This window comes from Saccharopolyspora sp. NPDC002578, from assembly GCF_053592695.1.
Genome location: NZ_JBSFWJ010000034.1, coordinates 25,519 through 47,813, shown reverse-complemented (window position 1 = coordinate 47,813; position 22,295 = coordinate 25,519). Strand labels below are relative to the sequence as shown.

21 protein-coding genes are annotated in these 22,295 nt (G+C 69.7%); 16 read left to right on the top strand and 5 right to left on the bottom strand.

Annotated features, from left to right (window positions below):
* The first annotated feature begins 53 nt into the window (after positions 1-53).
* Entirely contained in the window at positions 54-578 is a 525-nt protein-coding gene (locus ACWD38_RS17540; RefSeq protein ID WP_450124448.1) for a very short patch repair endonuclease, read from the top strand.
* Between the two features lie 139 nt (positions 579-717).
* Here the strand turns inward: ACWD38_RS17540 and ACWD38_RS17535 are convergent, their stop codons facing one another.
* The 3 genes from ACWD38_RS17535 to ACWD38_RS17525 are packed head-to-tail and all read right to left on the bottom strand — an operon-like array spanning position 718 to position 4,620.
* Complete coding sequence (locus ACWD38_RS17535) at positions 718-2,535, bottom strand: DEAD/DEAH box helicase (RefSeq protein WP_450124447.1); 1,818 nt, start codon at positions 2,533-2,535, stop codon at positions 718-720.
* Complete coding sequence (locus tag ACWD38_RS17530; RefSeq protein ID WP_450124446.1) at positions 2,532-3,959, bottom strand: transcriptional regulator; 1,428 nt, start codon at positions 3,957-3,959, stop codon at positions 2,532-2,534. Before ACWD38_RS17530 ends, ACWD38_RS17535 begins: the two co-directional genes overlap by 4 nt.
* A 4-nt stretch (positions 3,960-3,963) precedes the next feature.
* On the bottom strand, positions 3,964-4,620 hold the full coding sequence (locus ACWD38_RS17525; RefSeq protein WP_450124445.1) for a hypothetical protein: 657 nt from the start codon (positions 4,618-4,620) through the stop codon (positions 3,964-3,966).
* 239 nt (positions 4,621-4,859) lie between these two features.
* On the opposite strand from ACWD38_RS17525, the gene ACWD38_RS17520 reads away from it, so the two are divergent.
* Positions 4,860-5,645 carry a hypothetical protein gene (locus tag ACWD38_RS17520; protein ID WP_450124444.1) on the top strand — a complete coding sequence of 262 codons (786 nt, stop codon included), beginning with the start codon at positions 4,860-4,862 and terminating at the stop codon, positions 5,643-5,645.
* 62 nt (positions 5,646-5,707) lie between these two features.
* Here ACWD38_RS17520 and ACWD38_RS17515 read toward each other — a convergent pair whose 3' ends face one another.
* Positions 5,708-6,667, bottom strand: a complete 960-nt coding sequence (locus ACWD38_RS17515; protein ID WP_450124443.1) for a NaeI family type II restriction endonuclease — start codon at positions 6,665-6,667, stop codon at positions 5,708-5,710.
* A gap of 160 nt (positions 6,668-6,827) precedes the next feature.
* Here ACWD38_RS17515 and ACWD38_RS17510 point away from each other — a divergent pair, with 160 nt between their 5' ends.
* From ACWD38_RS17510 to ACWD38_RS17480, 7 genes are all read left to right on the top strand, one after another.
* Positions 6,828-7,361 (top strand): 2Fe-2S iron-sulfur cluster-binding protein, encoded by a 534-nt coding sequence (locus ACWD38_RS17510; protein WP_184477807.1) that lies wholly within the window; start codon positions 6,828-6,830, stop codon positions 7,359-7,361.
* Positions 7,358-8,341: an FAD binding domain-containing protein gene (locus tag ACWD38_RS17505; RefSeq protein ID WP_184477808.1), complete on the top strand. Its 984-nt coding sequence runs from the start codon at positions 7,358-7,360 to the stop codon at positions 8,339-8,341. The genes ACWD38_RS17510 and ACWD38_RS17505 overlap by 4 nt, the downstream gene beginning before the upstream one ends.
* Positions 8,338-10,416, top strand: coding sequence for a xanthine dehydrogenase family protein molybdopterin-binding subunit (locus tag ACWD38_RS17500; protein WP_450124442.1), 2,079 nt, complete (start codon positions 8,338-8,340; stop codon positions 10,414-10,416). Before ACWD38_RS17505 ends, ACWD38_RS17500 begins: the two co-directional genes overlap by 4 nt.
* 332 nt (positions 10,417-10,748) lie before the next feature.
* Entirely contained in the window at positions 10,749-11,741 is a 993-nt protein-coding gene (locus ACWD38_RS17495; RefSeq protein ID WP_450124441.1) for a DUF3048 domain-containing protein, read from the top strand.
* A gap of 110 nt (positions 11,742-11,851) precedes the next feature.
* Positions 11,852-12,694 carry an N-acetyl-1-D-myo-inositol-2-amino-2-deoxy-alpha-D-glucopyranoside deacetylase gene (gene mshB, locus ACWD38_RS17490; RefSeq protein ID WP_450124440.1) on the top strand — a complete coding sequence of 281 codons (843 nt, stop codon included), beginning with the start codon at positions 11,852-11,854 and terminating at the stop codon, positions 12,692-12,694.
* 110 nt (positions 12,695-12,804) lie between these two features.
* A complete protein-coding gene (locus ACWD38_RS17485; RefSeq protein ID WP_450124439.1) occupies positions 12,805-13,740 on the top strand; it encodes an ABC transporter ATP-binding protein in 936 nt (311 codons plus the stop codon).
* Complete coding sequence (locus ACWD38_RS17480) at positions 13,737-14,543, top strand: ABC transporter permease (protein WP_184477813.1); 807 nt, start codon at positions 13,737-13,739, stop codon at positions 14,541-14,543. The genes ACWD38_RS17485 and ACWD38_RS17480 overlap by 4 nt, the downstream gene beginning before the upstream one ends.
* A 296-nt stretch (positions 14,544-14,839) precedes the next feature.
* On the opposite strand, the gene ACWD38_RS17475 is transcribed toward ACWD38_RS17480, so the two are convergent.
* Positions 14,840-15,562, bottom strand: a complete 723-nt coding sequence (locus ACWD38_RS17475; RefSeq protein ID WP_184477814.1) for a GntR family transcriptional regulator — start codon at positions 15,560-15,562, stop codon at positions 14,840-14,842.
* Positions 15,563-15,872: 310 nt separating this feature from the next.
* Here ACWD38_RS17475 and ACWD38_RS17470 point away from each other — a divergent pair, with 310 nt between their 5' ends.
* The 7 genes from ACWD38_RS17470 to ACWD38_RS17440 all read left to right on the top strand — a co-directional run bounded on the left by ACWD38_RS17470 (position 15,873) and on the right by ACWD38_RS17440 (position 22,134).
* On the top strand, positions 15,873-17,081 hold the full coding sequence (locus ACWD38_RS17470) for an NRAMP family divalent metal transporter (protein WP_184477815.1): 1,209 nt from the start codon (positions 15,873-15,875) through the stop codon (positions 17,079-17,081).
* Positions 17,082-17,107: 26 nt separating this feature from the next.
* Positions 17,108-17,872 carry a LamB/YcsF family protein gene (locus ACWD38_RS17465; protein ID WP_343071689.1) on the top strand — a complete coding sequence of 255 codons (765 nt, stop codon included), beginning with the start codon at positions 17,108-17,110 and terminating at the stop codon, positions 17,870-17,872.
* A gap of 5 nt (positions 17,873-17,877) precedes the next feature.
* Complete coding sequence (locus ACWD38_RS17460; protein ID WP_184484854.1) at positions 17,878-18,489, top strand: carboxyltransferase domain-containing protein; 612 nt, start codon at positions 17,878-17,880, stop codon at positions 18,487-18,489.
* Entirely contained in the window at positions 18,486-19,352 is an 867-nt protein-coding gene (locus ACWD38_RS17455) for a 5-oxoprolinase subunit C family protein (protein ID WP_184477817.1), read from the top strand. The genes ACWD38_RS17460 and ACWD38_RS17455 overlap by 4 nt, the downstream gene beginning before the upstream one ends.
* Before the next feature lie 7 nt (positions 19,353-19,359).
* A complete protein-coding gene (locus ACWD38_RS17450; protein WP_281398294.1) occupies positions 19,360-20,139 on the top strand; it encodes a putative hydro-lyase in 780 nt (259 codons plus the stop codon).
* Positions 20,140-20,304: 165 nt separating this feature from the next.
* Complete coding sequence (locus tag ACWD38_RS17445) at positions 20,305-21,177, top strand: SAM-dependent methyltransferase (protein WP_184477818.1); 873 nt, start codon at positions 20,305-20,307, stop codon at positions 21,175-21,177.
* A gap of 378 nt (positions 21,178-21,555) precedes the next feature.
* Entirely contained in the window at positions 21,556-22,134 is a 579-nt protein-coding gene (locus ACWD38_RS17440; protein WP_343071246.1) for a TMEM165/GDT1 family protein, read from the top strand.
* Positions 22,135-22,295: the final 161 nt, after the last annotated feature.

Below are 22,295 nucleotides of genomic sequence, written 5' to 3'. Positions count from 1 at the left end.
TCCTGGGTGCGCGCGACGCGATTGGCTAAGCGGGTATCTTGCCCCATGGCCTCTTGTCCGCGTTGAACGGCATTACCGGGCTGGTGATCATGGCTGCGAATGATCGTCGCAAGGCGCGCGAGACTGCCCATGCGAAGGGCTCGTACCCCGCGCCTGCGAGTGAAGGTCGTTCGCGCAACATGCGGGCGAACCGGCGCAGCGACACCAAGCCCGAAGTCGCGCTCCGAAGCGCGCTCCACCGGCTCGGTTACCGCTACCGCAAGGACTACCGGCTGACCCTGGACGAAGGAGTCCGGGTCAAGCCGGACATCGTCTTCACCGCGCGGAAAGTCGCCATCTTCGTCGACGGCTGCTTCTGGCACGCCTGTCCGGAGCACGGGCGTAGGCCGACGTCGAACGAGTGGTACTGGACTCCCAAGCTCGCGCGAAACGTGGAGCGCGACCGGACGGTGACAGCCGCGCTCGAACGGGCTGGCTGGGAGGTGCTCCGGATCTGGGAGCACGAGCAGCTGGCAACCGCGGTTGACCTCGCGATCACGGCTATCGAACATGAAAGCGATAGTAGTCGTGATCGCTGACGACGTCCCGCAGGCTGGCTGTCCACCATCCGGTGATTCCTCGGTCTGATCGGCCAGGAGCGCCGGCTCAGAGCGCGGAAGTAGCAGTTCGCGGTGAGTGCCGGGTCACGACTGCTGCGACCCGGCACTCACCGCTCGATCAGGTGGCATCCAGGTGACGGAGCAAGGCCTGGACGTCGCTGGAGTCCAAGCCACCCGCGATCGAAGGTTCTTCTTGCAGGTCGGAGAGCTGCTGCACGGAAGGGTCGTCGAGTACCTTGCCCATGAACTCGAGCTTCTGGTCCAAGCGGGCGTGCACCACCTCGTCGACCGTGTCGCGCGCGGCGAGGACGGTGACCCTGGTTGCTGTCCCAGGTGCGAGCCCCAGCCGGTGGATGCGGTCCAGGCTCTGCAAGAAGCGGCCAGCCATGAAGTCCCGATCCACGTACACGGCGTCGTGGCACACCTGGTGGAGGCTGATCCCCTCGCCGAGAGTTGCCGGGTTGGACAGGAGTACCTGGCAATCCGGGTCTTCGCGGAACCGCCGGAGCTGCTCCTCGCGGTCCCGCACCCCTCCGTGGACCACTGCTGGCCTGTACTGCTCCAGCAGCTGCTCCAACGTCGTCAGACTCCGGACGAAGGTCGTCCAGACCAGGGTCTTGCGCCCTTCGGCAGCGTTACCGGACACGATCGCAGCTGCCTCCTTGTACTTTGGCGACATCTCGTAGCTGGGAAGATCCCGGATGAGGGTGTGCAGCGAGTCGCTCTGCGGGATTTCCAGCGGCGGGAGCCGATAAGCCAGTGGCTCGTGCTTGCTCATCCCTTCCATGAGGAGGGCAGGGCTCGTCGCTGCCATCAGCAGGCGCAACGCGGTCTTGCCGAGCGCGCTCAGGTCGTCGCGTGCTGTGCTGCCAGCGACGTCGCCGAGCAGGGACTCGTAGATCTCCTTGTGCAGCGGCGGCATGTCCACGTACCGGACTACCGGGTTCATCGGGGGGAGGCCGAGCTCGGGTTTGGTCGTCCGGGTGAACAGGGGACGCAGGACGCTGCTCGCGTAGGTGAGATCGCCGTCCGACACCGCCGAGGACACCGTCCGGTGTCCGTGGCCTGGCCACACGAACCCCATGAGGTTCTCCAGGTCCTTCGCGCCGTTGGGAGCAGGTGTCCCGGTGAGGATCAGGCGTCGCCGCGCGAGCGGGCCGAGGGTCATGCAGGCCAGCCCGTACGCGCCGCGGTTGCCGAGCTTCATCCGGTGCGCTTCGTCGAGCACGACCATCGACGGAACGGCCTTGAGCCAGCTGGCGAGGGTGCTGAGCGAACGCTCCAGCCGCTCGTAGTTGATGATCAGCACCTCGGCCCACTGGTCGAGCGAGCGCTCGAAGACGTACGTGCGCAGCGGGTTCTGGAAGCACGCCCCCGTTTCGAACTGCCAGGACTCGTACGCCGACTTCGGACACACCACTAGCAGCCGCTTCGCTCGGCCACGGGCCTTCTCCGCTGCGTAGACGCCTAGCGCCACACGCGTCTTGCCCGCCCCGGGAACGCTGAAGTTCGCCCCGTGCTGGAGAACGAGGAGCTTCGCGATGTCCCTGTGCTGGAACTCCGTGAGGTCAGCGGTCCAATCGGCCCCGAGGAGCCCAGGTACGTCGGCCGCGGTGATGTCGTCCGGTGCCTCCGGTGCTTTGAGCCTGGCCTGCACAGTGGCGGAGTCCTGGAGGTTGCTGCGTACCAGCTCCCGCAGGTCGGCCGCCCACTCCACGCCGGCCGGGTGCGGCCAGCCACTGATCGTGCCGAGCCTGGTGAGGAAGTCGTCGAGATCGACGGACACGCTGCGCGGACTGATCTGAGCGCCGGACCGGAATCGAGCGGAAAGCTGTGCCAGGTCGCTCCGGTGGTTCTCGACCGTTGCCAGCACCACTTTGGTCCGCGTTTCGTCGAACCCGAGCCGCAGAGATGTTTCGTCGACGACATCGGTCATGAAACACCTTTGAGAGTTGCCGCTTCGAGCAGCCACACGACGCCATCACCAGGATCGGAGATGCCCCGGCCGGCTTGCTGGGCGAGCTTGCGCAGGCTGTCCCGGAGCTTCACCACTGCGTCGTCGAAGGCCTCCTCATCCAGCGCCCGTGCGGCTCGCGCCTGGACCAGGTCCACGACGCATTGGTCGATATCCGCACAAGCGTCCACGAGCCGAGCGGGCGCCAGCTGCTTGCGCTTTCGAACCCGCATGTCCCGTCCAGCTTTGTCGATAGCGTTGTCGAAGGAAGCTTTCAACTGGTCGAAAGCGGCTTGCGCGTCCTTCTTCTCGTCCTCCCCGACAGCTGCGGATGCGGCCTTGGCCGTGGCCTTGACCTGGAGCACCCGGTCGCTGAGCGCGCGTGCTGACGAGACCGCTGCCGAGGCACCAGGAATGGCCATGCCGAGCCCCGGGATCGACACGGAATCTTCAGCCGAATCGCGCAGGTTCATTCCAGGGGGCAGCGCTTCTTGGAGGTAGGTGTCCGGGAAACCGCCATCCTCGATGTGGCGCACGTCGGTCTTGGCGAAACCGAGCATGATCGAGGCCAGGCGAGTCTCCTTGAAGACCTCGGCGCGGTCCGGGTCGGAGGACGCCAGCTTGGCATGGGCTCGGTGCAGCTCCTTGAGCTTCTCTTGGTGGTCTTCGAAGTCGATGAGCTCGAGCGATGCGCCGTGCTCGGTCTTGCTGCGCTCGATCAGCTCTCGGATGACGCCGAGAATCCACCTCTCTTGCTGCAGGGTGTTGACGCGGATGCGGAACTCCTTGGCGATGGTTTCGGGAGTCCTGCCCAATGCAGCCTGCTCTTCCATCGCGAGCAGTCGGTTGATGTACGAGTACTCGCGCCGTTCGTCAGGGCGCAGCTGGAGCGACAGCTCGACCGCGTTGATGTCGGCCCAGGTGAACGATTCAGGGAGGATGCCGACGCGCATGGACTGCGCGCCGATCTCGCGCAGCGCGGCTGCACGGGTGTTGCCGTTGACGACGATGCCGTGGTGGGTGATCAAGCCGGCATCGTTCTGCCCGAACTCCCGCAGGCTCTCCTTGAGGTTGTCGAAAGCTGGGTCGCGGACGCCGGGATTCGCCGGCTCGGCTTGGAGCAGGAACTTCAAGTACTCCTGGCTGCTCTCGCTGAACGGATCGTCGTCGAGCGCCTGATTTCGCTGCGGGTCGTGGCTGCGCTGCGCGCGGATGCGGTGCGTGGCGGGATTGAAGTATAGGTCGCCCAGCGGTAGTTCGAGCACCTCGACGTGCAGCGGTTGCTGGTTCCAGTCGACGGTCACGGTCTCGCGCACGCTGCCGGATGCACGTGCTTCAGCCAGGCGTTTTTTGATCAGACCGCTGATCTCGTCCGCGCCAGGAGGTGGGGGGAACTCGCGCAGCATCGGGTCACTTCCCAACGTTCTGGTCGTCGGAGTCCACCGCGAGCTTCACGGCTGTGCGCGATTCTTCGGGGAGCGCCCGGTAGAGGCCCCACAGCTTCTCGATCCCGTTGAACTTGCGGCTGTCGGCTTTGACCCAGCCAGCGAAGATCTGACGTTCGAGGGGGGCGAGGAAGCCGAGAGCATCGAGCACCTTCGAGGGATCGGCCTCCTTGCCACGTCCTCCCACTCGGCAGCGATTGCACTCGGTGATCAGCTGGATCTCCGTCGTTCCGTCCGGAAGGGTGATGCGGCGACGTGCCACGTCGAGCTGCGCACTCATGACGCCGCCGTCGTAGAGGTCACCGGCCGCCATGCCGCAGGAGCGGCACAGGTGGTTGTCGGCGGCCATGACTTTAGTTCGCTGGGCGGCGGTCAGGCTTCCTTTGTGCGTGGTCCTTCGACGGGTGCTCCAGACCGCTTCGCCCATCTTCACATAGCGCTGTTCCTCTAGGCGCAACGAAGGGTCTTCGCGGCTCGTGTCGATTCGCCAGCCCCGGTCGCGAAGATCCCGCACGCGGCGGTCGATTTGCGACACCTCCGGGAAGGCGTCTCTGAGCTGCTTCTTGCTGAAAATGTTGCCCTCGCCCACTTCGGATTCGAGCCACAGTGCTGCGCGAACCATGCTGCCCAGAGTTCTATCGGTCCACAAAGGACGTTCCATCAAGTGTTCCCCCTCATTGCGCTGGCAAAGATGATTTGCGGAGGCAGGTAGTCATGCCATGGCGGGAGTTGCGTTGGCATCAGGTCTACATCGACTGTCGAAATTTCTCAAGTCACCTGATCATTTTGCGGCTCTAATGGCAAGATGGTCCGCCTGAAGCCGAATGATGGAAAGCGTTTGGGAATGAAAGGATTTGGAATATGCCAGAAGCTGGAGACGTTGGGCGAAACGTTGCGAAAGACATCTCGGATGAGCGGCGCGAGTTAGTTGACCTGCTCAAACGCCTCTGTGGTCACCTGGGTGCAGGGCGGAAGCAGACTCAACGCGAAATCGTCGCTCGGCTGGCGCGGCAGCACGGTTATCCTACGGATGACACCAAGTTGTCCAAGATGTTGAACGGTCGCCTGTTTCCGGAATATGCGCTGGTGAAGGCGCTGCATGCCCTAGCCTGCGAGGATGCAAGCCCTGGCGCCGTCGGCATCACGGCAGAGGGGCTTGGGAGGTTGTACTCGCGGGCGGAAGACTCGCGTTGTCGCGTTTGTGCCGGACATCTGCGCCGGGTCCGTGAGCTTGAGGAACAGGCCAAGTTCTGCCGCGAGTTCCACGTCGACGTTGGTTCTGCCCAGTCGGCACGCGAGGCCTTCGTGCAGTTGCCGGTCCCCGTGTCGGCGGGGGACCGGCAACCGAGTGAATTCGCCCCCGTCGTTGATGCGCTGACGGAACTGGCCGCCGGAGCCCTCGCGGACGGCAGGCACGAGGACACGCTTCTGCTGATCGGCGAGATCGTGGAGCGGCTGGACGTTCAGGATGTAGCGGCTTGCGTCGTCGCGTTCCGAGGCCGGGCAGCGCACTGCCTTGCCGACACGCTCCTGCAGCTCTACGGAAGGGAGCAGGCTGAACGTCAGGTAATGAGACTGGCGTTACAGCTGCAGGAAGCGGGTCGCATCACCGATGCCGGCGCGGCGATGCGCGCTTCGGTCAGGTGACTTCGCCGGCGCGGCGCGGGCCAGCCTCGCGAGAGCTGCCGGTACCTGATGCGCATGTGCGTTCAATATGCGATGGCCGGAGCCGGTGAGGCCGGCTCGTGAGGTTGAGCGAATGCGTAGTGCACACCGTTGATGCAGGTCGTCTTGCGGCCGATGGTATCGGCGGGCACGGGGACCAAGCGTGCGGAAACGAAGGTTCCTTTTTCCGGCACCGGAAGTCCGAGGTCTCGGGCAATCTTGGGGGATTCATTCTGATGTCCTAGCACCACGATGCCCTCATCCCGGAGCTGGGAACGAGCGTCCCGGCAGCGCTTGAGACCGTCGGCTTGCATCGTGACGGTCAACGCCGTGTTCCTGTCGATCACGCGTCCCTGCTCCACGCGGAAAAGCTCGTTGATCCGTCGCTGCCCGGACGTTTGCTTGACGATCCGTGCTGTCAGGTCCGTTGGGAGCAGCAGGAGGATGTTGGGTGGCAGAGGGCTGCCGTGGCACAGCCAGACGATCTTCTTCTTGGCAGCGCTTGAGATCGTCGCCTTCTGGTCCTTGTTGCGGCCATTGTTGAGCACGTCGTCGGTGATGCGTAGTACGCCGGCTTCAAAGGTCTGCTGACGCTCGTTGGCCGACATCAGCAGGCACAGTTGCCCCATCGCTTCGCTGGGTATTTGCCACTGCGAAGTCAGCGAGAACTTGGCGTCGACCTCGTGCCCTTCGATCCGGTAGTCCATTTCCGCGCCCGGCTCGAGCTCGAAGGTCGCCTTGGTGACGATTTCCACCTTCGTACCCAGGTAGGTCTTCTCGGTCTTGGTCAGGCAGTCGATGTCGTAGCGGCCGGTCCGCTGCCCGTCCAGGACTTCGTCGATGGACTGCCGGAACACCGAACCGAATTTGGCCTCGAGGTCTACGTGGGCGCGGAACCACTCCACGACTTCGTTCAGCTCCGAGTCATGGCCGGGTGCAGGTCCGTTGACCATTGCTGGAGAGCTGGTCGGGTCCGGATCGAACAGCGAGAAGTCTTCAGGCACGCGGTACAAGGTAACTCCACGTGCATGTATTGAAACTCGCGGCGGTCGTTTGCGGGATCGCCGACGCGGGCAAGTGCTTGCGTAGTCACCGCTGCGGCGAGCGGGCCACTCGGTTGGCGCTCACCCTGTCGAGTACTGGTCCAAGAGGGGAGCACCAGGCATGGAGATCACGTGGACGGTGGACGGGGAGCTGTTCGTGCTGGCGGTGGAGCCTCGGGTGACGGTGCTGGACGCGTTGCGGGAGTACCTGGGGGTCGTCTCGGTCAAGAAGGGGTGCGACCACGGCCAGTGCGGGGCGTGCACCGCGCTGGTGGACGGGCGGCGGGTCCTGACGTGCCTGTCGCTCGCCGTGCAGTGCGACGGGGCCGAGATCACGACGGCCGAGGGGTTGGGGGAGCACCCGATCGCGCGGGCGTTCGTGGAGCACGACGGGTTCCAGTGCGGGTATTGCACGCCGGGGCAGGTCTGCTCCGCGGTGGGGATGCTCGACGAAGCCGCTCAGGGATGGCCGAGCCACGTGACCGAGGACGTCGCGGCGGACGTCGACGGGCTCGGCGACGACGAGATCCGGGAGCGGATGGGCGGGAACCTGTGCCGGTGCGGGGCCTACGTGAACATCGTGGCCGCGATCCGGGAGGTCGCCGAGCAGCGGCCCGCGCACGCGGCGCGTCGAACCGGGGAGGGAGCGCGATGAACCCCTTCGACTACGAGCGGGCCACCGACGCGGCGGGAGCCGTGGCGGCGGTGGCGGGCAATCCGCGCGCGATGTTCCTCGCCGGGGGGACGAACCTGGTGGATCACCTGAAGCTGGGGGTGAGCGCGCCGGAGCTGCTGGTGGACGTGTCCCGGTTGCCGCTGGACGAGGTGCGGGAGCTGCCGGACGGCGGGATTCGGGTGGGTGCGGCGGTGCGCAACAGCGACCTCGCGGCGCATCCGCTGGTCCGCGAGCGGTTCCCGGTGCTGGCGCAGGCGTTGCTGGCGGGTGCGTCGGGACAGTTGCGCAACGTCGCGACGACCGGCGGGAACCTGCTGCAGCGCACCCGGTGCCCGTACTTCCAGGACGTGACGACGCCGTGCAACAAGCGGCTGCCGGGGGCGGGGTGCTCGGCGATCGGCGGGCACCATCGGGACGCCGCGATCCTGGGGGCTTCGCAGCAGTGCGTGGCCACGCATCCCTCCGACATGGCGGTGGCGATGGTCGCGCTGGACGCGGTGGTGCGGGTGCAGGGCGAGGACGGTGAGCGCACCATCCCCGTCGCGGAGTTCCACCGGTTGCCGGGCGAAGAACCGGAGCGGGACACGGTGCTGCGGCACGGCGAGTTGATCACGGCGGTGGACCTGCCGGGAGCGGCGCCGCGGTCGGCTTACCGGAAGGTGCGGGAGCGGGCGACGTACGCGTTCGCGCTGGTGTCGGTGGCCGCCGTCGTCGGCCTCGACGGCGGTGCGGTGCGGGAGGCGCGGATCGCGCTTGGCGGCGTCGCGCACAAGCCGTGGCGGGCCGTTCGGGCCGAGGAGGCGCTGCGCGGAGCGGTCGCCGGCGACGACGCGTTCCGGGAGGCGGCGGAGGCCGAGCTGGCGACCGCGTCCCCGTTGACCGGCAACGCGTTCAAAGTGCCGATGGCGCGCAATGCGCTGGTCGCGGTGCTGCGGCAGCTGACGGGAGGCACGCGATGACCGGCTTGCTGCGACCTCGGGCCATGGGGACGCCGCTGGAACGGCGGGACGGGTGGGCGAAGGTCACCGGGACCGCGCCGTACGCGTTCGAGCATCCGGCGAGCGCGCCGCTGTACGTGCACCCGTTGCAGTCGGAGATCGCACGTGGCCGGGTGAAGTACATCGACGCTCACGCGGCGGAGGACCTCGACGGGGTCGCGGCGGTGCTCACGCATGAGAACGCGCCTCGGCTGGCGACCGATTCGGACCCGGAGCTGTGGGTGCTGCAGTCGCCGGAGATCGCGTTCCGCGGTCAGCTGATCGGCGCGGTGCTCGCGGAGACACCGGAGATCGCGCGGCACGCCGCGGGACTGGTCCGCGTCGAGTACCAGCAGGAACGGCACGACGTGGTGTTGCGGGAGAACCACGAGGCGCTCTACGCGCCGGACGTGGTGAACCCGTCCTTCCCGGCGGAGACCGTCGATGGCGACGTCGACGCCGCCCGGCCGGAGGTCGTGGTCGAGCAGACCTACACGACCCCGATGGAGCACAACAACCCGATGGAACCGCACGCGACCATGGCGACGTGGAGCAACGGCGTCCTCACGTTGCACGACTCGACGCAAGGGGTGCACGTGATGCGGTCGCGGATCGCGCCGGTGCTCGGGTTGGAGCCGAAGCGGATCCGCGTGGTCGCCCCGCACGTCGGCGGCGGCTTCGGGTCGAAGGGCACCGCGCACGCGCACAACATCCTCGCCGCGCTCGCGGCCCAGGTCGCGGGAGGGCGGCCGGTGAAGCTGGCGTTGACGCGGCAGCAGATGTTCGCGCTCGTCGGCTACCGCACGCCCACCATCCAGCGGGTGCGGCTCGGCGCGGACCGCGGCGGCACGTTGTCGGTGGTGACCCACGACGTGATCGAGCAGACCTCGACGGTGCAGGAATTCGCCGAGCAGACCGCGGTCGGCACCCGAACGATGTACGCGGCGCCGAACCGGCGCACCACCCACCGGCTCGCCGCGTTGGACGTGCCGGTCCCGTTCTGGATGCGCGCACCCGGGGAGGCGCCCGGCATGTTCGCCACCGAGGTCGCCATTGACGAACTCGCCGAAGCGTGCGGACTCGACCCCATCGACCTGCGCTCCCGCAACGAACCGGCCGTCGATCAGGCGACCGGTCTGCCGTTCTCGGGCCGCCACCTCGCGGAATGCCTGCGGGAAGGCGCCGAGCGGTTCGGGTGGGCCGAGCGCGACCCCGCCCCGAGGTCCCGGCGCGACGGGGACTGGCTGGTCGGGACGGGAGTCGCCAGCGCCACCTACCCGCGCCACGCGATGCCCGGCTCGACCGCCGCGATCCGCCGCCACGACGGGCGGTACGAGGTGCGCATCGGGGCCGCCGACATCGGCACCGGCACCTGGACGGCGCTGAGCCAGATCGCGGCCGACGCCCTGGACTGCCCCGTGGACGACGTGCGGTTGGAGATCGGCGACACCGACCTGCCCTACGCCACCGTCGCGGGCGGCTCGTCGGGGCTGGGGTCGTGGGGCGCGACGGTGGTCGAGGCGGCGCGGCGGTTCCGGGAGAAGTTCGGAACCGACCCGGACGACGGCGACGAAGCCGACGCAGCGATGCCCGACAACCCCGACGCGCAGCGGTACTCGATGCACTCGTTCGGCGCGCACTTCGCCGAGGTGCGGGTCAACGCCGACACCGGCGAGGTGCGGGTGCCGCGGATGCTCGGGGTGTTCTCGGCGGGGCGGATCGTCAACCCGCGGCTGGCGCGCTCGCAGCTGATCGGCGGCATGACCATGGGCCTGTCCATGGCGCTGCACGAGCACAGCGTGCTCGACCCGCAGTTCGGGCACGTGATCAACCACGACTTCGCGCAGTACCACATCGCGGCGCACGCGGACGTCGCCGACATCGAGGCGATCTGGCTCGACGAGCAGGATCCGCACTCGAACCCGATGGGCAGCCGCGGCGTCGGGGAGATCGGGATCGTGGGTTCGCCCGCGGCGATCGCGAACGCGGTGCACCACGCCACGGGCATCCGGGTGCGGGACCTGCCGATCACACCGGACAAGCTCCTCCCCGGCTGACCGCAGCGCCCCCGCCGCGGGCTGAGGGGATCGAGTGAACGGACCGTTCGTCCAATCTGCTTGGACGAACGGTCCGTTCACTCATTCCCGGGCCGACGGTGCGGCTGCCTGTGTCGTGGTGAACGGACCGTTGGCCCGATCTCGTTGGTCGAACGGTCCGTTCACTGCTGTCCGGGGTGGGGGAGTGCTGGTCTCGCTACTGGTCTGGTCGTGGGGGTTGGTCGTGACCCTCGGAGAGGCTCGCCCAAGAACAACACCTGGTCAGGGGCTTGCGGGCCTTGCCTGTCACCCGAAAGAGGGGGCACTCTGGGGCTCCGAGTGAGGGGTGGGCCATGGTGCGATTCCGAGGAGTTCTGGTGCGGGCGGCGGTGCTGCTCGCGGTGTTGGCGACCGTGCTGGCAGGGGGTCTCGCCTGCCAACCGGCCCGGACCCAGCGAGCCCCGGACGAACCCCAGGGCGCCGCGCCACCCCCGGAACCGACCGCGGAGGCACCCGCCGCCGGAGCGCCGAGCAGCGCCCCGCCGGTGCTCGCGGTGAAGATCGACAACGTGCCGGAGGCGCGACCGCCGACCGGCATCGGCTCGGCGGACGTGGTCGTCGTGGAACCCGTGGAAGGCGGGCTGAGCAGGCTCGTCGCGGTGTTCGGCGCGAAGCGCCCGCCGGTGGTGGGGCCGGTGCGCAGCGCGCGGGAGACGGACCTGGAACTGCTGTCCCAGTTCGGCAGGCCCACGCTGGTGTTCTCCGGTGCGGCCCCGGAACTGCTGCCGAAGCTCGACTCGGCTGCCGTGGATCCGGTGCGCCCCGAGCAGCTGCCCGGCGCGTTCTTCCGCGGTGGTGACCGCCCGGTCCCGCACAACCTGTTCGTCCGTCCCGACGAGGTCCCGGCGGGAGCGGCCTGGTCGCCGAAAGCGCCGCTGGTGTTCGGCCCGGCCCCGGCGGGCGGCGTGCCGCGGGAGTCCGCGCAGGTCGACTACCTGGCGGCCTCCACCGGTTTCACCTGGTCGCCGGAGCAGCAGCGGTGGCTGGTGTCGATGGACGGCGAGCCGGCGGCGGCCACCGACAGCGGACGGCTCGGTGCGGGGACCGTGGTGCTGCAGGAGGTGCGCGTCCGCGACTCCGCGCTGAGCGACAGCGCGGGCAGCGTCTCGCCGCACGCGGAGACGGTGGGGTCCGGCCGGGCCGTGGTGCTGCGCGACGGGAAGGCGTTCGAGGCCCGCTGGTCCCGGCCCGGCCCGGACGTCGGCACCAGCTACACGACGCCCTCCGGTGCACCGCTGCCGTTCGCGCCGGGACCGGTGTGGGTCGCGCTGAACGACCGGTTGTGAGGTGACCGCCAGGGCCGAGTGGCGGCTCGACGTCCTGCGCACGGCGCAACTGCTCGCGCCGATCAGGGAAGCCCGCCGCGTTGTCGGGGGCGTTGGCTAGGCTCGAAAGCATGAGCGACCGCCGCTTGCTACTCGTGCATGCCCACCCCGACGACGAAGCCACCGCCACCGGCGCCACCATGGCCCGGTACACCGCCGAAGGCGCCACCGTGAGCCTGGTGACGTGCACCAGCGGAGAGCTCGGTGAGGTCGTCTCCGAGGAGCTCGCGCACCTGCGCGGCTCCCCGGACGCGCTCGGGGAGCACCGCCGGGGGGAGATCAAAGCCGCGCTCGGCGAGTTCGGCGACGTCCGCCACCACTGGCTGGGCGGCCCCGGCCGGTGGCGCGACAGCGGCATGGCGGGGTTGGAGAGCAACTCCTCGGCAGGCGTGTTCGCCGCGGCCGACCCGGCCGAGGTCACCCGCGAGATGGTGGAGCTGCTGCGCGCCGAACGGCCGCACGTCGTGATCACCTACGACGACTTCGGCGGCTACGGCCACCCCGACCACATCGCCGCGCACCGGGCGCTGATGGACGCGCTCGAACCGGCGGCCGACCCGGAGTTCGCCCCGGAGCTCGGCGCGGCCTGGGACGTGCCGAAGACCTACTGGACCGTGCTGCCCGAATCCTTCATCATGCGGATGCAGGAGGCCGGGTTCGACGACTTCAAGCCGAACACCGTCCCGGACGCCGACATCACGGCGGTGCTCGACGGCGCCGCCCACCACGAGGCGAAGATCGCGGCGCTGCGCCACTACCGCAGCCAGGTCGACGTGGACGACGACGGCTTCTTCGCCCAGCTGGTGCGGCGCCCCGAGTTCGCGACCGAGCACTACCTGCTCGTGCGCGGCGTGCGCGGCCCCGGCGGCGGGCCGAACGGAGCGGAGGAGGACCTCTTCGCCGGACTCGGCTGAGGGCCGGGGCGGGCCCGTACCGGGGAACGGGCCGTTGTCTCGTCCGGCCTGATCAGGCCGGTCAGCAAGTACGGTTGGCGGAGTCCTGTCGACCACCTGGGGGTAGGTGCATGACGACACGGGAGCGGGTCGAGACCGTGACGGCGTCCGCGCTGTCGCTGCGCGGTGTGGTGAAGCGCTACGGCGAGATCGCCGCCGTCGACGGGCTCGACCTCACCGTGACCGCCGGGACGTGCCTGGGGCTGCTGGGACCGAACGGCGCGGGCAAGTCCACCACGATGCGCCTGATCACCGCGCAGACGCGGGCCGATGCCGGTGAGATCGAAGTGCTCGGCTTCCGCGTGCCGCGCGAATCGAAGCGGGCGCGCACCGCGATGGGCGTGGTGCCGCAGCTGGACAACCTCGACGAGGAGCTCACCGCCCGGCAGAACCTGGAGGTCTTCGCCCACCTGTACCGGGTGCCGCGGGCCGGTCGGGCCGAAGCGGTGGAGCGGGCGCTGGACCTCGCGCAGCTGCGCAAGCGGGCCGATACGAAGACCGATGAGCTCTCCGGCGGCATGCGGCGCCGGCTGCTGATCGCCCGCGGCCTGGTGCACTCGCCGCGGATCGTGCTGCTCGACGAACCCACCGTCGGCCTCGACCCGCAGGTCCGCCAGGAGCTGTGGGCGCTGATCGACGCGTTGCGCGCCGACGGCGTCACCGTGCTGATGTCCACGCACTACATCGAGGAGGCGGAGCGGCTCGCCGACGCCGTCGCGGTGATGTCCGGCGGCCGGGTCATCGCCAGCGGCACCCCCGACGACCTGCGCGCCGAGCACGCCGGGCAGGACGTCGTCGAGTACTACGGCCCGCCGGGCAGGCTCGCCGAAGTCGAAGCGATCGCCCTCGAAGCGGGCCTGACGACGCGCCGCACCGGTCCGGCCGTGTCGGTGCTGCGAGCCGAAGGCATGCCCGAGGTGACGGCCCGGCGGCTCGGCACCGGGCACCACCGGGTCAGCAACCTGGAAGACGTGTTCGTCTCGCTCACCGGGGAGGCCGTGGAATGACGGACGCGCGGATCGCGGGCCACGCGCCCGAACGGCTGCGGCGGTTCGAACTGGCCGCGTTCGCCGGGGTGTGGCGGCGGGAACTGACCCTGTTCCGGCGGTACTGGCTGTCGAGCACGTTCTCCTCGGTGGTGGAACCGACGATCTACCTGCTGGCGTTCGGCTTCGGGCTCGGATCGCTGATCGCCACCATCCGCGGGCTGCCGTACATCGAGTTCCTCGGCACCGGCGTGGTGGCGACCTCGGTGCTGTTCACCAGCGCGTTCGCCGGGATGTTCACCACGTTCGTGCGGCGCAAGTTCCAGCACTCCTACGACGCGATGCTCGCCGCGCCCGTGGACGTGCACGAACTCGTCGCCGCCGAAGCGCTGTGGATCGCCACCAAGTCGGGCGTGTACGGCTGCGCTCCGCTGTTCGTGGCGATGGTGTTCGGGCTGGACCCGGCGCCGGGCATGCTGCTGGTGCCGCTGATCGGATTGATCACGGGGCTCGGGTTCGCGCTGTTCGGCATCTGGTGTTCGGCGGTGGTGCCCTCGATCGACTCGTTCAACTACATCGTGAGCGCCGTGATCACGCCGCTGTTCCTGGTGGCCGGCACGTTCTTCCCCATCGACCAGCTGCCCGGCTGGGCGAGCGCGGTGGCGGCGTTCAACCCGCTCTACCACTGCGTGGAGCTCGTCCGGCACGCCGCGTTCGGCCTGCGCCCCGGCATCGACCTGCTGCACGTGGGCGCGCTGGCGCTGTTCGCCGGACTGATGTGGGTGCTCGCCTACACAACAATGCGCCGCCGCCTGATCGACTGACTGCCGGTGGTGGTCGTTTTGCTCCGGGGTCGGGTGGCGGAACCTCAGCGTTCTTCTCGCTGCGGGATCTTTTTCCCTAGTGGCTCCGCCACGAGGGAAAAGCCGTCCTCGCGAGAAGAACGCTGAGAACCCGCCGGTGGTCGGCCTGCTTTGGTGGTCACTGCTCAGCGGCTTCGCCGCTGACAAGACAGGGATGAAGTCGTCCTTGCCGCTGAGTGCGAAGTCGTAGCGCCTCGCCACGGTCGGCACGGTGACGATGATCTTGCCCGGCGGAAGGGGGCCTTCCGGTCGGGCGATCAGCCCCGGGCGGTGTAGGCCTCGATGAGGTGGGACTCCGCGTCGGCGAGGTAGCCCTCCAGGTCGGCGGCGGCCGATTCCAGCTCGCCCTCGGCGACCTTGTCGGCGATGGCGCGGTTGCGCTCCACGTAGGACTCGTAGAAGCCGCGGGTGCGGCGCGGGTCGAGTTCGCCCTGGTCGTCGGTGGACATCACGTGGAACGCCAGGCGCAGTTCGGCCAGCAGACCGGCCATCGCGTCGTTGATGCGCGGGCTGTCGGCGAGGCCGACCAGCGCTTCGTGGAAGCGCATGTTGGCGGTGCCGACCTCGCCCCAGTCGCCGTCCTCGCTCGCCTGCTCGCCCGCGCGGACCGCGCGGGCCACGGCCTGCACCAGGTCGGTCTTCGTGGTGGCGGCGTTGCGCACGGCGCCCACCTCGATGATCCGCCGCAGCCGGTAGAGGTCGGTCACGTCGGCGCTGGTGGGTTTGCGCACCGAGACGCCCTTGTGCATCTCGTGCACCAGCAGGCGCTCGTGCCCGAGCAGCCGGAACGCCTCGCGCAGGGTGTTGCGGGAGACGCCGAGCGCGTCCTTCGCGCTGACCTCGGAGAGCTGGGTGCCGGGTGGCAGTTCGCCCTGGATGATGCGCTGCCGCAGCAGGTCGGTGACCCGCTCGACGGTGCTGGTCCGTTCGAGCAGGGACCGGTCCGCTGCCAACCGGTCGACCCACTGCGCGCTGGTCATGCCTCTCCCAAGGACTGGAGTGATCGGAAACCAAAGTGTAACCAGCCCTCCGGGATTGTAGGCGTGTCCGACAATCCGCCGGTTTTCGCAGTTGGGAGACCATGCGGAGTGCATCGAGGGATTGTTGAACGATCGAACGTCCTACATGGGGATCGTTGATATGTCGGAACAGACTATTGAACCCTCGCTGAACGACCCCTATCGTGACGACACCGCCGAGCACGGCGGGGGCGACCACGGGGAAACCCCAGCGCACGCCCGCGGGTGCGAGTCGCGCCCGAGGCTCGCACCGGAGGCCGGAAGGACACGCATGAGCGGCACCAGCACGAAGACCGGCGCCCACCGCGGCGCGCTGATCGGAGCCGTCTTCCTGATGGCCACCAGCGCCATCGGGCCCGGCTTCATCACCCAGACCACCGACTTCACCATGCGGCTCGGCGCGGCGTTCGCCTTCGTCATCGTGCTGTCCGTGCTGATCGACATCGCCGTGCAGCTCAACGTGTGGCGCGTCATCGGCGTCTCCGGCATGCGCGCCCAGGACCTCGGGAACAAGGTGCTGCCCGGCCTGGGCTACGCGATGGCCGTGCTCGTCGTGTTCGGCGGGCTCGTGTTCAACATCGCCAACGTGTCCGGCACCTCGCTCGGGCTCGACGCCCTGTTCGGGCTGGACGCCAAGATCGGCGGGACGCTGTCCGCGCTGCTGGCCATCGGGATCTTCCTGAGCAAGCGCGCCGGTGTGGCGATGGACCGCATCGTGGTGGTGCTGGGCGTGCTCATGATCGGGCTCACCACCTACGTCGCCATCGTGTCCGACCCGCCCGTCGGGGAGGCGATGCGCCAGGCCGTGCTGCCCGATCAGGTCGACTTCCTCGCCGTCACCACGCTCATCGGCGGCACCGTCGGTGGCTACATCACCTACGCGGGCGCGCACCGGCTGGTCGACGCCGGCGTGACCGGACCGGAGCGGATCGTCGACGTCAGCCGCAGCTCGGTGCTGTCGCTGCTGGTCACCGGCGTGATGCGGGCCGTGCTGTTCCTCGCGGTGCTCGGTGTGGTGGCCGGTGGCGCGACGCTCACCTCCGCCAACCCGACCGCCGAGGCGTTCGGGCACGCGGCCGGGGAGATCGGCGTCCGTGCCTTCGGGCTGATCATGTGGGCGGCGGCGATCACCTCGGTCGTCGGTGCCGCCTACACCTCGGTGTCGTTCCTGGTGACCTTCTCCGCAGGCCTGGAGCGGGCCCGGACCTGGCTGGTCGTCGGCTTCATCGCGGTGTCCACCGCCGTGTTCCTCGTGCTGGACCAGGCGCCGACGACGCTGCTGGTGATGGCGGGAGCGCTCAACGGGCTGATCCTGCCCGTCGGGTTCGGCGTGCTGCTGTGGGTGGCGGCGCGGCGCAGTGATCTGCTGGGCGGGTACCGCTACCCGCGCTGGCTGCTGGTGATCGGCGTGCTCGCCTGGCTGCTGTCGCTGTACTTCGGGGTGAACTCGCTGAGCGCCATCGCGCAGCTGTGGCAGTGATCGGCAGGAATGGAGGGGACGTGCGGATCGACCTGAACTCGGATCTCGCCGAGGGCTTCGGCCGGTGGGAACTCGGCGACGACAGCGCGCTGCTGGGCGTGGTGACCAGTGCGAACGTGGCGTGCGGTTTCCACGCCGGAGACCCCGGCGTGATCCGCCGGGCCTGCGCGGAGGCGGCGGCGCGGACGGTCGCGGTGGGTGCCCAGGTCGGCTACCGGGACCTCGCCGGGTTCGGCCGCAGGTTCATCGACGTGCCGCCGCGCGAACTCACCGACGAGGTGCTGTACCAGCTGGCCGCGCTCGACGGCATCGCCCGCGTGGAGGGCACCGCGGTGACCTACGTGAAACCGCACGGCGCGCTCTACAACGCGATCGTGCGCGACGAGGCGCAGGCCGCGGCGGTGGTCGAAGCGGTGCGCGCCTACGACCCGGCGCTCGCGGTGCTCGGCCTGCCCGGTTCGACGTGGCTCGCGCAGGCCGCCGACGCGGGCCTGCGGGTGTTCCGGGAGGCGTTCGCAGACCGCGCCTACACCCCGGAGGCGACCCTGGTGTCCCGCCGCGAACCCGGTGCCGTGCTGCACGACCCGGAGCTGATCGCGCGGCGGTGCCTGCGCATCGCGCGCGGCGAGCCGATCGACGCCGTCGACGGCACCGAGATCGCGGTGTCGGCCGAGTCGATCTGCGTGCACGGCGACAGCCCCGGAGCGGTGCGGATCGCCGAGACCGTGCGGGACCGGCTGCGGGCCGACGGCGTCGAGCTCGCCCCGTTCGCACCGGACCGGTCGAGGTGAGCGAGGTGCGGGTGCTGCGCTGCGCCGATTCGGCGCTGCTCGTGGAGCTGGCCGACCTGCCCGCGGTGCAGGCGCTGCACGGCGAGCTGCGGGATTCCACCCCGGACGGCGTGCTCGACCTGGTGCCCGCGGCCCGCACGCTGCTGCTGCGGCTGGACCCGGACCGCGCGGATCCGGCGGCCGTCGAACGGGCGGTGCGCGAAGTCCGCGTCGGCGAGCGGCGCGGTGACGACGGCGGGCTGCTGCGGGTACCCGTGGTCTACGACGGCGCGGACCTCGCCGAGGTCGCGAAGCTGACGGGGCTCACGGAGCGGGAGGTCGTGCACGAGCACACCGAGCACCCGTGGACGGTCGCCTTCGGCGGGTTCGCCCCCGGTTTCGGCTACCTCACCGGTGGCTCGCCGAAGCTGGCCGTGCCGCGGCGCGGCGAGTCGCGGACCCGAGTGCCCGCGGGCGCGGTGGGGCTGGCCGGGGAGTTCAGCGGCGTCTACCCGCGGGAGTCGCCGGGCGGCTGGCAGCTCATCGGCCGCACCCACTTGGAGATCTGGCGCACCGACCGGGAGCCGCCCGCGCTGCTGCGGCCCGGCGTGCGCGTCCGGTTCGAGGAAGTCTCATGATCGAGATCGTGCAGCCCGGTCCGCTGGCGACCGTGCAGGACCTGGGCCGCAGCGGGCACGCGGGCATCGGGGTCGGCGTCTCCGGCGCGGCCGATCGGAGCTCGCTGCGGCTGGCGAACCGCCTCGTCGGCAACGCGGAGGGCGCGGCCGCGATCGAGACCACCTTCGGTGGACTGCTGCTGCGTCCCGACCGGGACGTGACGGTGGCGGTGACCGGTGCCGACTCCCCGCTGACGGTGGACGGCCGAGCGGAACCGGTGAACACCGTGCTGCGGGTCCGCGCCGGAGCGTCGCTGCGGCTCGGTGCCCCGGCGCGCGGCCTGCGCGGGTACGTGGCGGTGCGCGGCGGGATCGACGTGGAGCCGGTGCTCGGTTCCCGCGCCACCGACGTGCTCTCCGGGCTCGGTCCGCCGCAGCTCACCGCGGGCACCCGGCTGCCGGTCGGGCCGCCGCCCGCGGAGTTCCCGGTCGTCGACCAGGCCCCGGTCCGTCCCGTGCGCGACGGAGACCTGGAGCTCTCGGTCGTGCTGGGGCCGCGCGCGGACTGGTTCACCGAGCAGGCCGTCAGCGCGCTGCTGGGGGAGGCGTTCGCGGCCAGCGCCGACCTCAACCGGGTGGGCGTGCGCCTGGACGGGCCCGCACTGCCGAGGGCGCGCACCGAGGAACTGCCCAGCGAAGGCATGGCGCTCGGTTCCCTGCAGGTGCCGCCGTCGGGGCGGCCGACGCTGTTCCTCGCCGACCACCCCGTCACCGGCGGGTACCCGGTGATCGCGGTGGTGCTCGCCGCCGACGTGGACCGGGCCGCGCAGGCCCGGCCGGGGCAGCGCGTGCGATTCCGTCAAGTGACCCCAGCGAAGAGGTGAGCGCGAGATGCAGCCCGCGACGATGACACCCGAGCAGGCCAGGGCCGCGTTCCGCGCGGGTCTCCGGACGCCGACGGCGGGCTACAGCTCGGGGTGGACGCAGGCGAACCTGTTGACGTTGCCGCGCGCGGACGCCTACGACTTCCTGCTGTTCGCGCAGCGCAACCCGCGGTCCTGCCCGGTGCTGGACGTGACCGAACCGGGCGAGACGGCGGCGTCGATCTTCGCCGGGGACCTGCGCACCGACCTGCCCGCCTACCGGATCTACCGGCACGGCGAGCTCGTCGAGGAGCGCGGCGAGGTCACCGACCTGTGGCGCGACGACCTGGTGTCGTTCCTCATCGGGTGCAGCTTCACCTTCGAGGCCGCGCTGCTCGAAGCGGGCGTCCCGGTGCGGCACGTCGAGCAGGGCCGCAACGTGCCCATGTACCGGACGAACCGCGAGTGCCGCCCGGCGGGCGCGCTGGCCGGGCCGCTGGTGGTGTCGATGCGCCCGATGCCCGCCGACCAGGTGGCCACCGCGGTGCGGGTGACCTCCCGCTACCCCGCGGTGCACGGCGCGCCGGTGCACATCGGGTCGCCGGCCGAACTCGGGATCCGGGACCTGGATGCACCGGACTTCGGGGAACCGGTGTCGATCCGGCCGGGGGAGGTCCCGGTGTTCTGGGCGTGCGGGGTGACTCCGCAGGCGGCGGTGATGCGGTCCCGGCCGGCGCTCGCGATCGGGCACGCCCCCGGCCACATGGCCGTCACCGACGCGCGCGACAGCGACCACCTGGTGCCGTGACCCCCGCCCGAGGAGAGGAGCGGGGGAGCACCGGACCGTGCAACGGGCCCGACCGCGCCTCCTGTTCCCGCTGCGCGGAGTGACCTCCCGCACCTGGGCCGATCACCTGTCGAGGCGAGCCCCGACGATCTAGGCTGGGGGAATTCGCGAACCTGGGGGTGTGCGATGGGAACTTCGTCCGACACGGACGGGCGACGACGGCTGGCGGGCCTGGGGCAGCCGGAGCAGCCCTCGATGGCGCGCGTCTTCGACTACCTGCTGGGCGGGACGAGCCATTTCGAGCTCGACCGCAGGCTCGCCGAGGACATGAAGCCGGTGCTGCCGAACATCGCCGAGCACATCCAGGTCATCCACGCCTTCCTGAGCCGCGCGGTGCGCTACCTCGCCGAACGCGGCATCGACCAGTTCCTCGACCTGGGAACGGGACTGCCCACGGTCGGCGACGTGCACGGCACCGCCCAGCGGGTGGATCCGACGGCGAAGATCGCCTACGTCGACGCCGACCCGTTCACGGTGCGGCTGGCCGAGGCGCAGCTGCACGGGGTGCGCGGGGTGACGGTCACCGAGGCCGACCTGTGCGAACCGGCCAGCGTGCTGACCGCGCCGGGCGTGACGGGGCTGCTGGACTTCACCCGCCCGGTTGCGGTGCTGGCGATGGCGGCGCTGCCGTTCATCACCGAGGACGACGAGCTCTCCGGGGTGGTCGCGGCGTACCGGGACGCGTGCTCGGTGGGCAGCGCCCTGGTCTGCTCGCACCTGTCGGTGGTCACCGCCACGGCCGAGCAGGTCCGCGGGTTCGGTGACGTGGCGGAGCGGATCGGGCGGCGGCCGATCTGGCGTTCGCCCGACGACTTCCACACCGTGTTCAACGGTTACGAACTGGCCGAACCGGGGCTGCTGCGCACGGCGCTGTGGCGCCCGGAACTGGGTGAGCCGACCGTCGGCGCGCACGATCCGCTCGAGGTGGACACCTGCTCGGCGGTGGGAATGCTGGTGTCCCGGCCTGTCCCGACCGCATTGCACCTCGTCCGCCGTTGACGCGGTTCCGGACGCCGGAGACGGCCCTTCCCGAGCGGTGAAATGCCTGGTGGGGGTGCTGATCGTCCCGCTGGGAAACGTCGAACCAGGAATTCGGAAAAATAATTTGCGGCCCGCCGAAAAAATTGTTTGGCCGAGTGGTTCGGTCGAATTCGTGTTCTCGATTTCGAGTTGACGGGTTGATTGTTCCGGTGCGGCGGGTAATCTATTCGGCAGAAGGGGAGTAGCCCTCAATTCGCGATCGACATACTGGCGGCAATGACGCACGCCCGGTCGCGGAGCCTCTCGATGCGCAGGCGGGCGAGACCTTCGATCCGAGACACGTCGGATCGGAGGCGTGACGCGCCCTGGTCCAAGCAGGGAAGAGGTGTTCGTACCGTGTTGACCGGTTTCGCCGTCAGTTCCGCGGCGATCTTCGTGGCCGAACTCGGCGACAAGTCCCAGTTGATGGCGATGACCTTCGCCACCCGCTACCGCGCCTGGCAGGTGCTGCTGGGCATCACGCTCGCCACCACCGTCGTGCACGCCGCCTCGGTCGCCCTCGGATTCGGCATGGGCGCGCTGCTGCCCACCGAGTGGATCGGCCTGGTCGCCGGGATCGCCTTCCTCGGCTTCGCCGCGTGGACGCTGCGCGGTGACCACCTCACCGACGCCGAGAAGAGCAAGGCCGGTCGCACCGCCCGCTCCGCCGTGATCGCGGTGACGCTCGCGTTCTTCCTCGCCGAGCTCGGCGACAAGACGATGCTCGCCACGGTCACCCTCGCCTCGCAGCACGACTGGCTGGGCACCTGGATCGGGTCGACCGTCGGCATGGTGCTCGCGGACGCGCTCGCCATCGGCGTCGGCCTGCTGCTGGGCAAGCACCTGCCGGAGCGCTTCATCCGCTACGGCGCCGCCGCGCTGTTCGCCGTCTTCGGCGGCTGGCTGATCGTCGAATCGACCCTCGGCCTCCTCTGACCGCACCTGACGTGACGGCCCGCTCCACCGGCTCCCCGCCGGACCGAGCGGGCCGTCCGCATTTCGCACGACGGGACGAAGTGAACGGACCGCTTGTCCAATCCCGTTGGACGAACGGTCCGTTCACTCCGAACTCGCCCTGCGCGGCGGCTGCGCGTGGC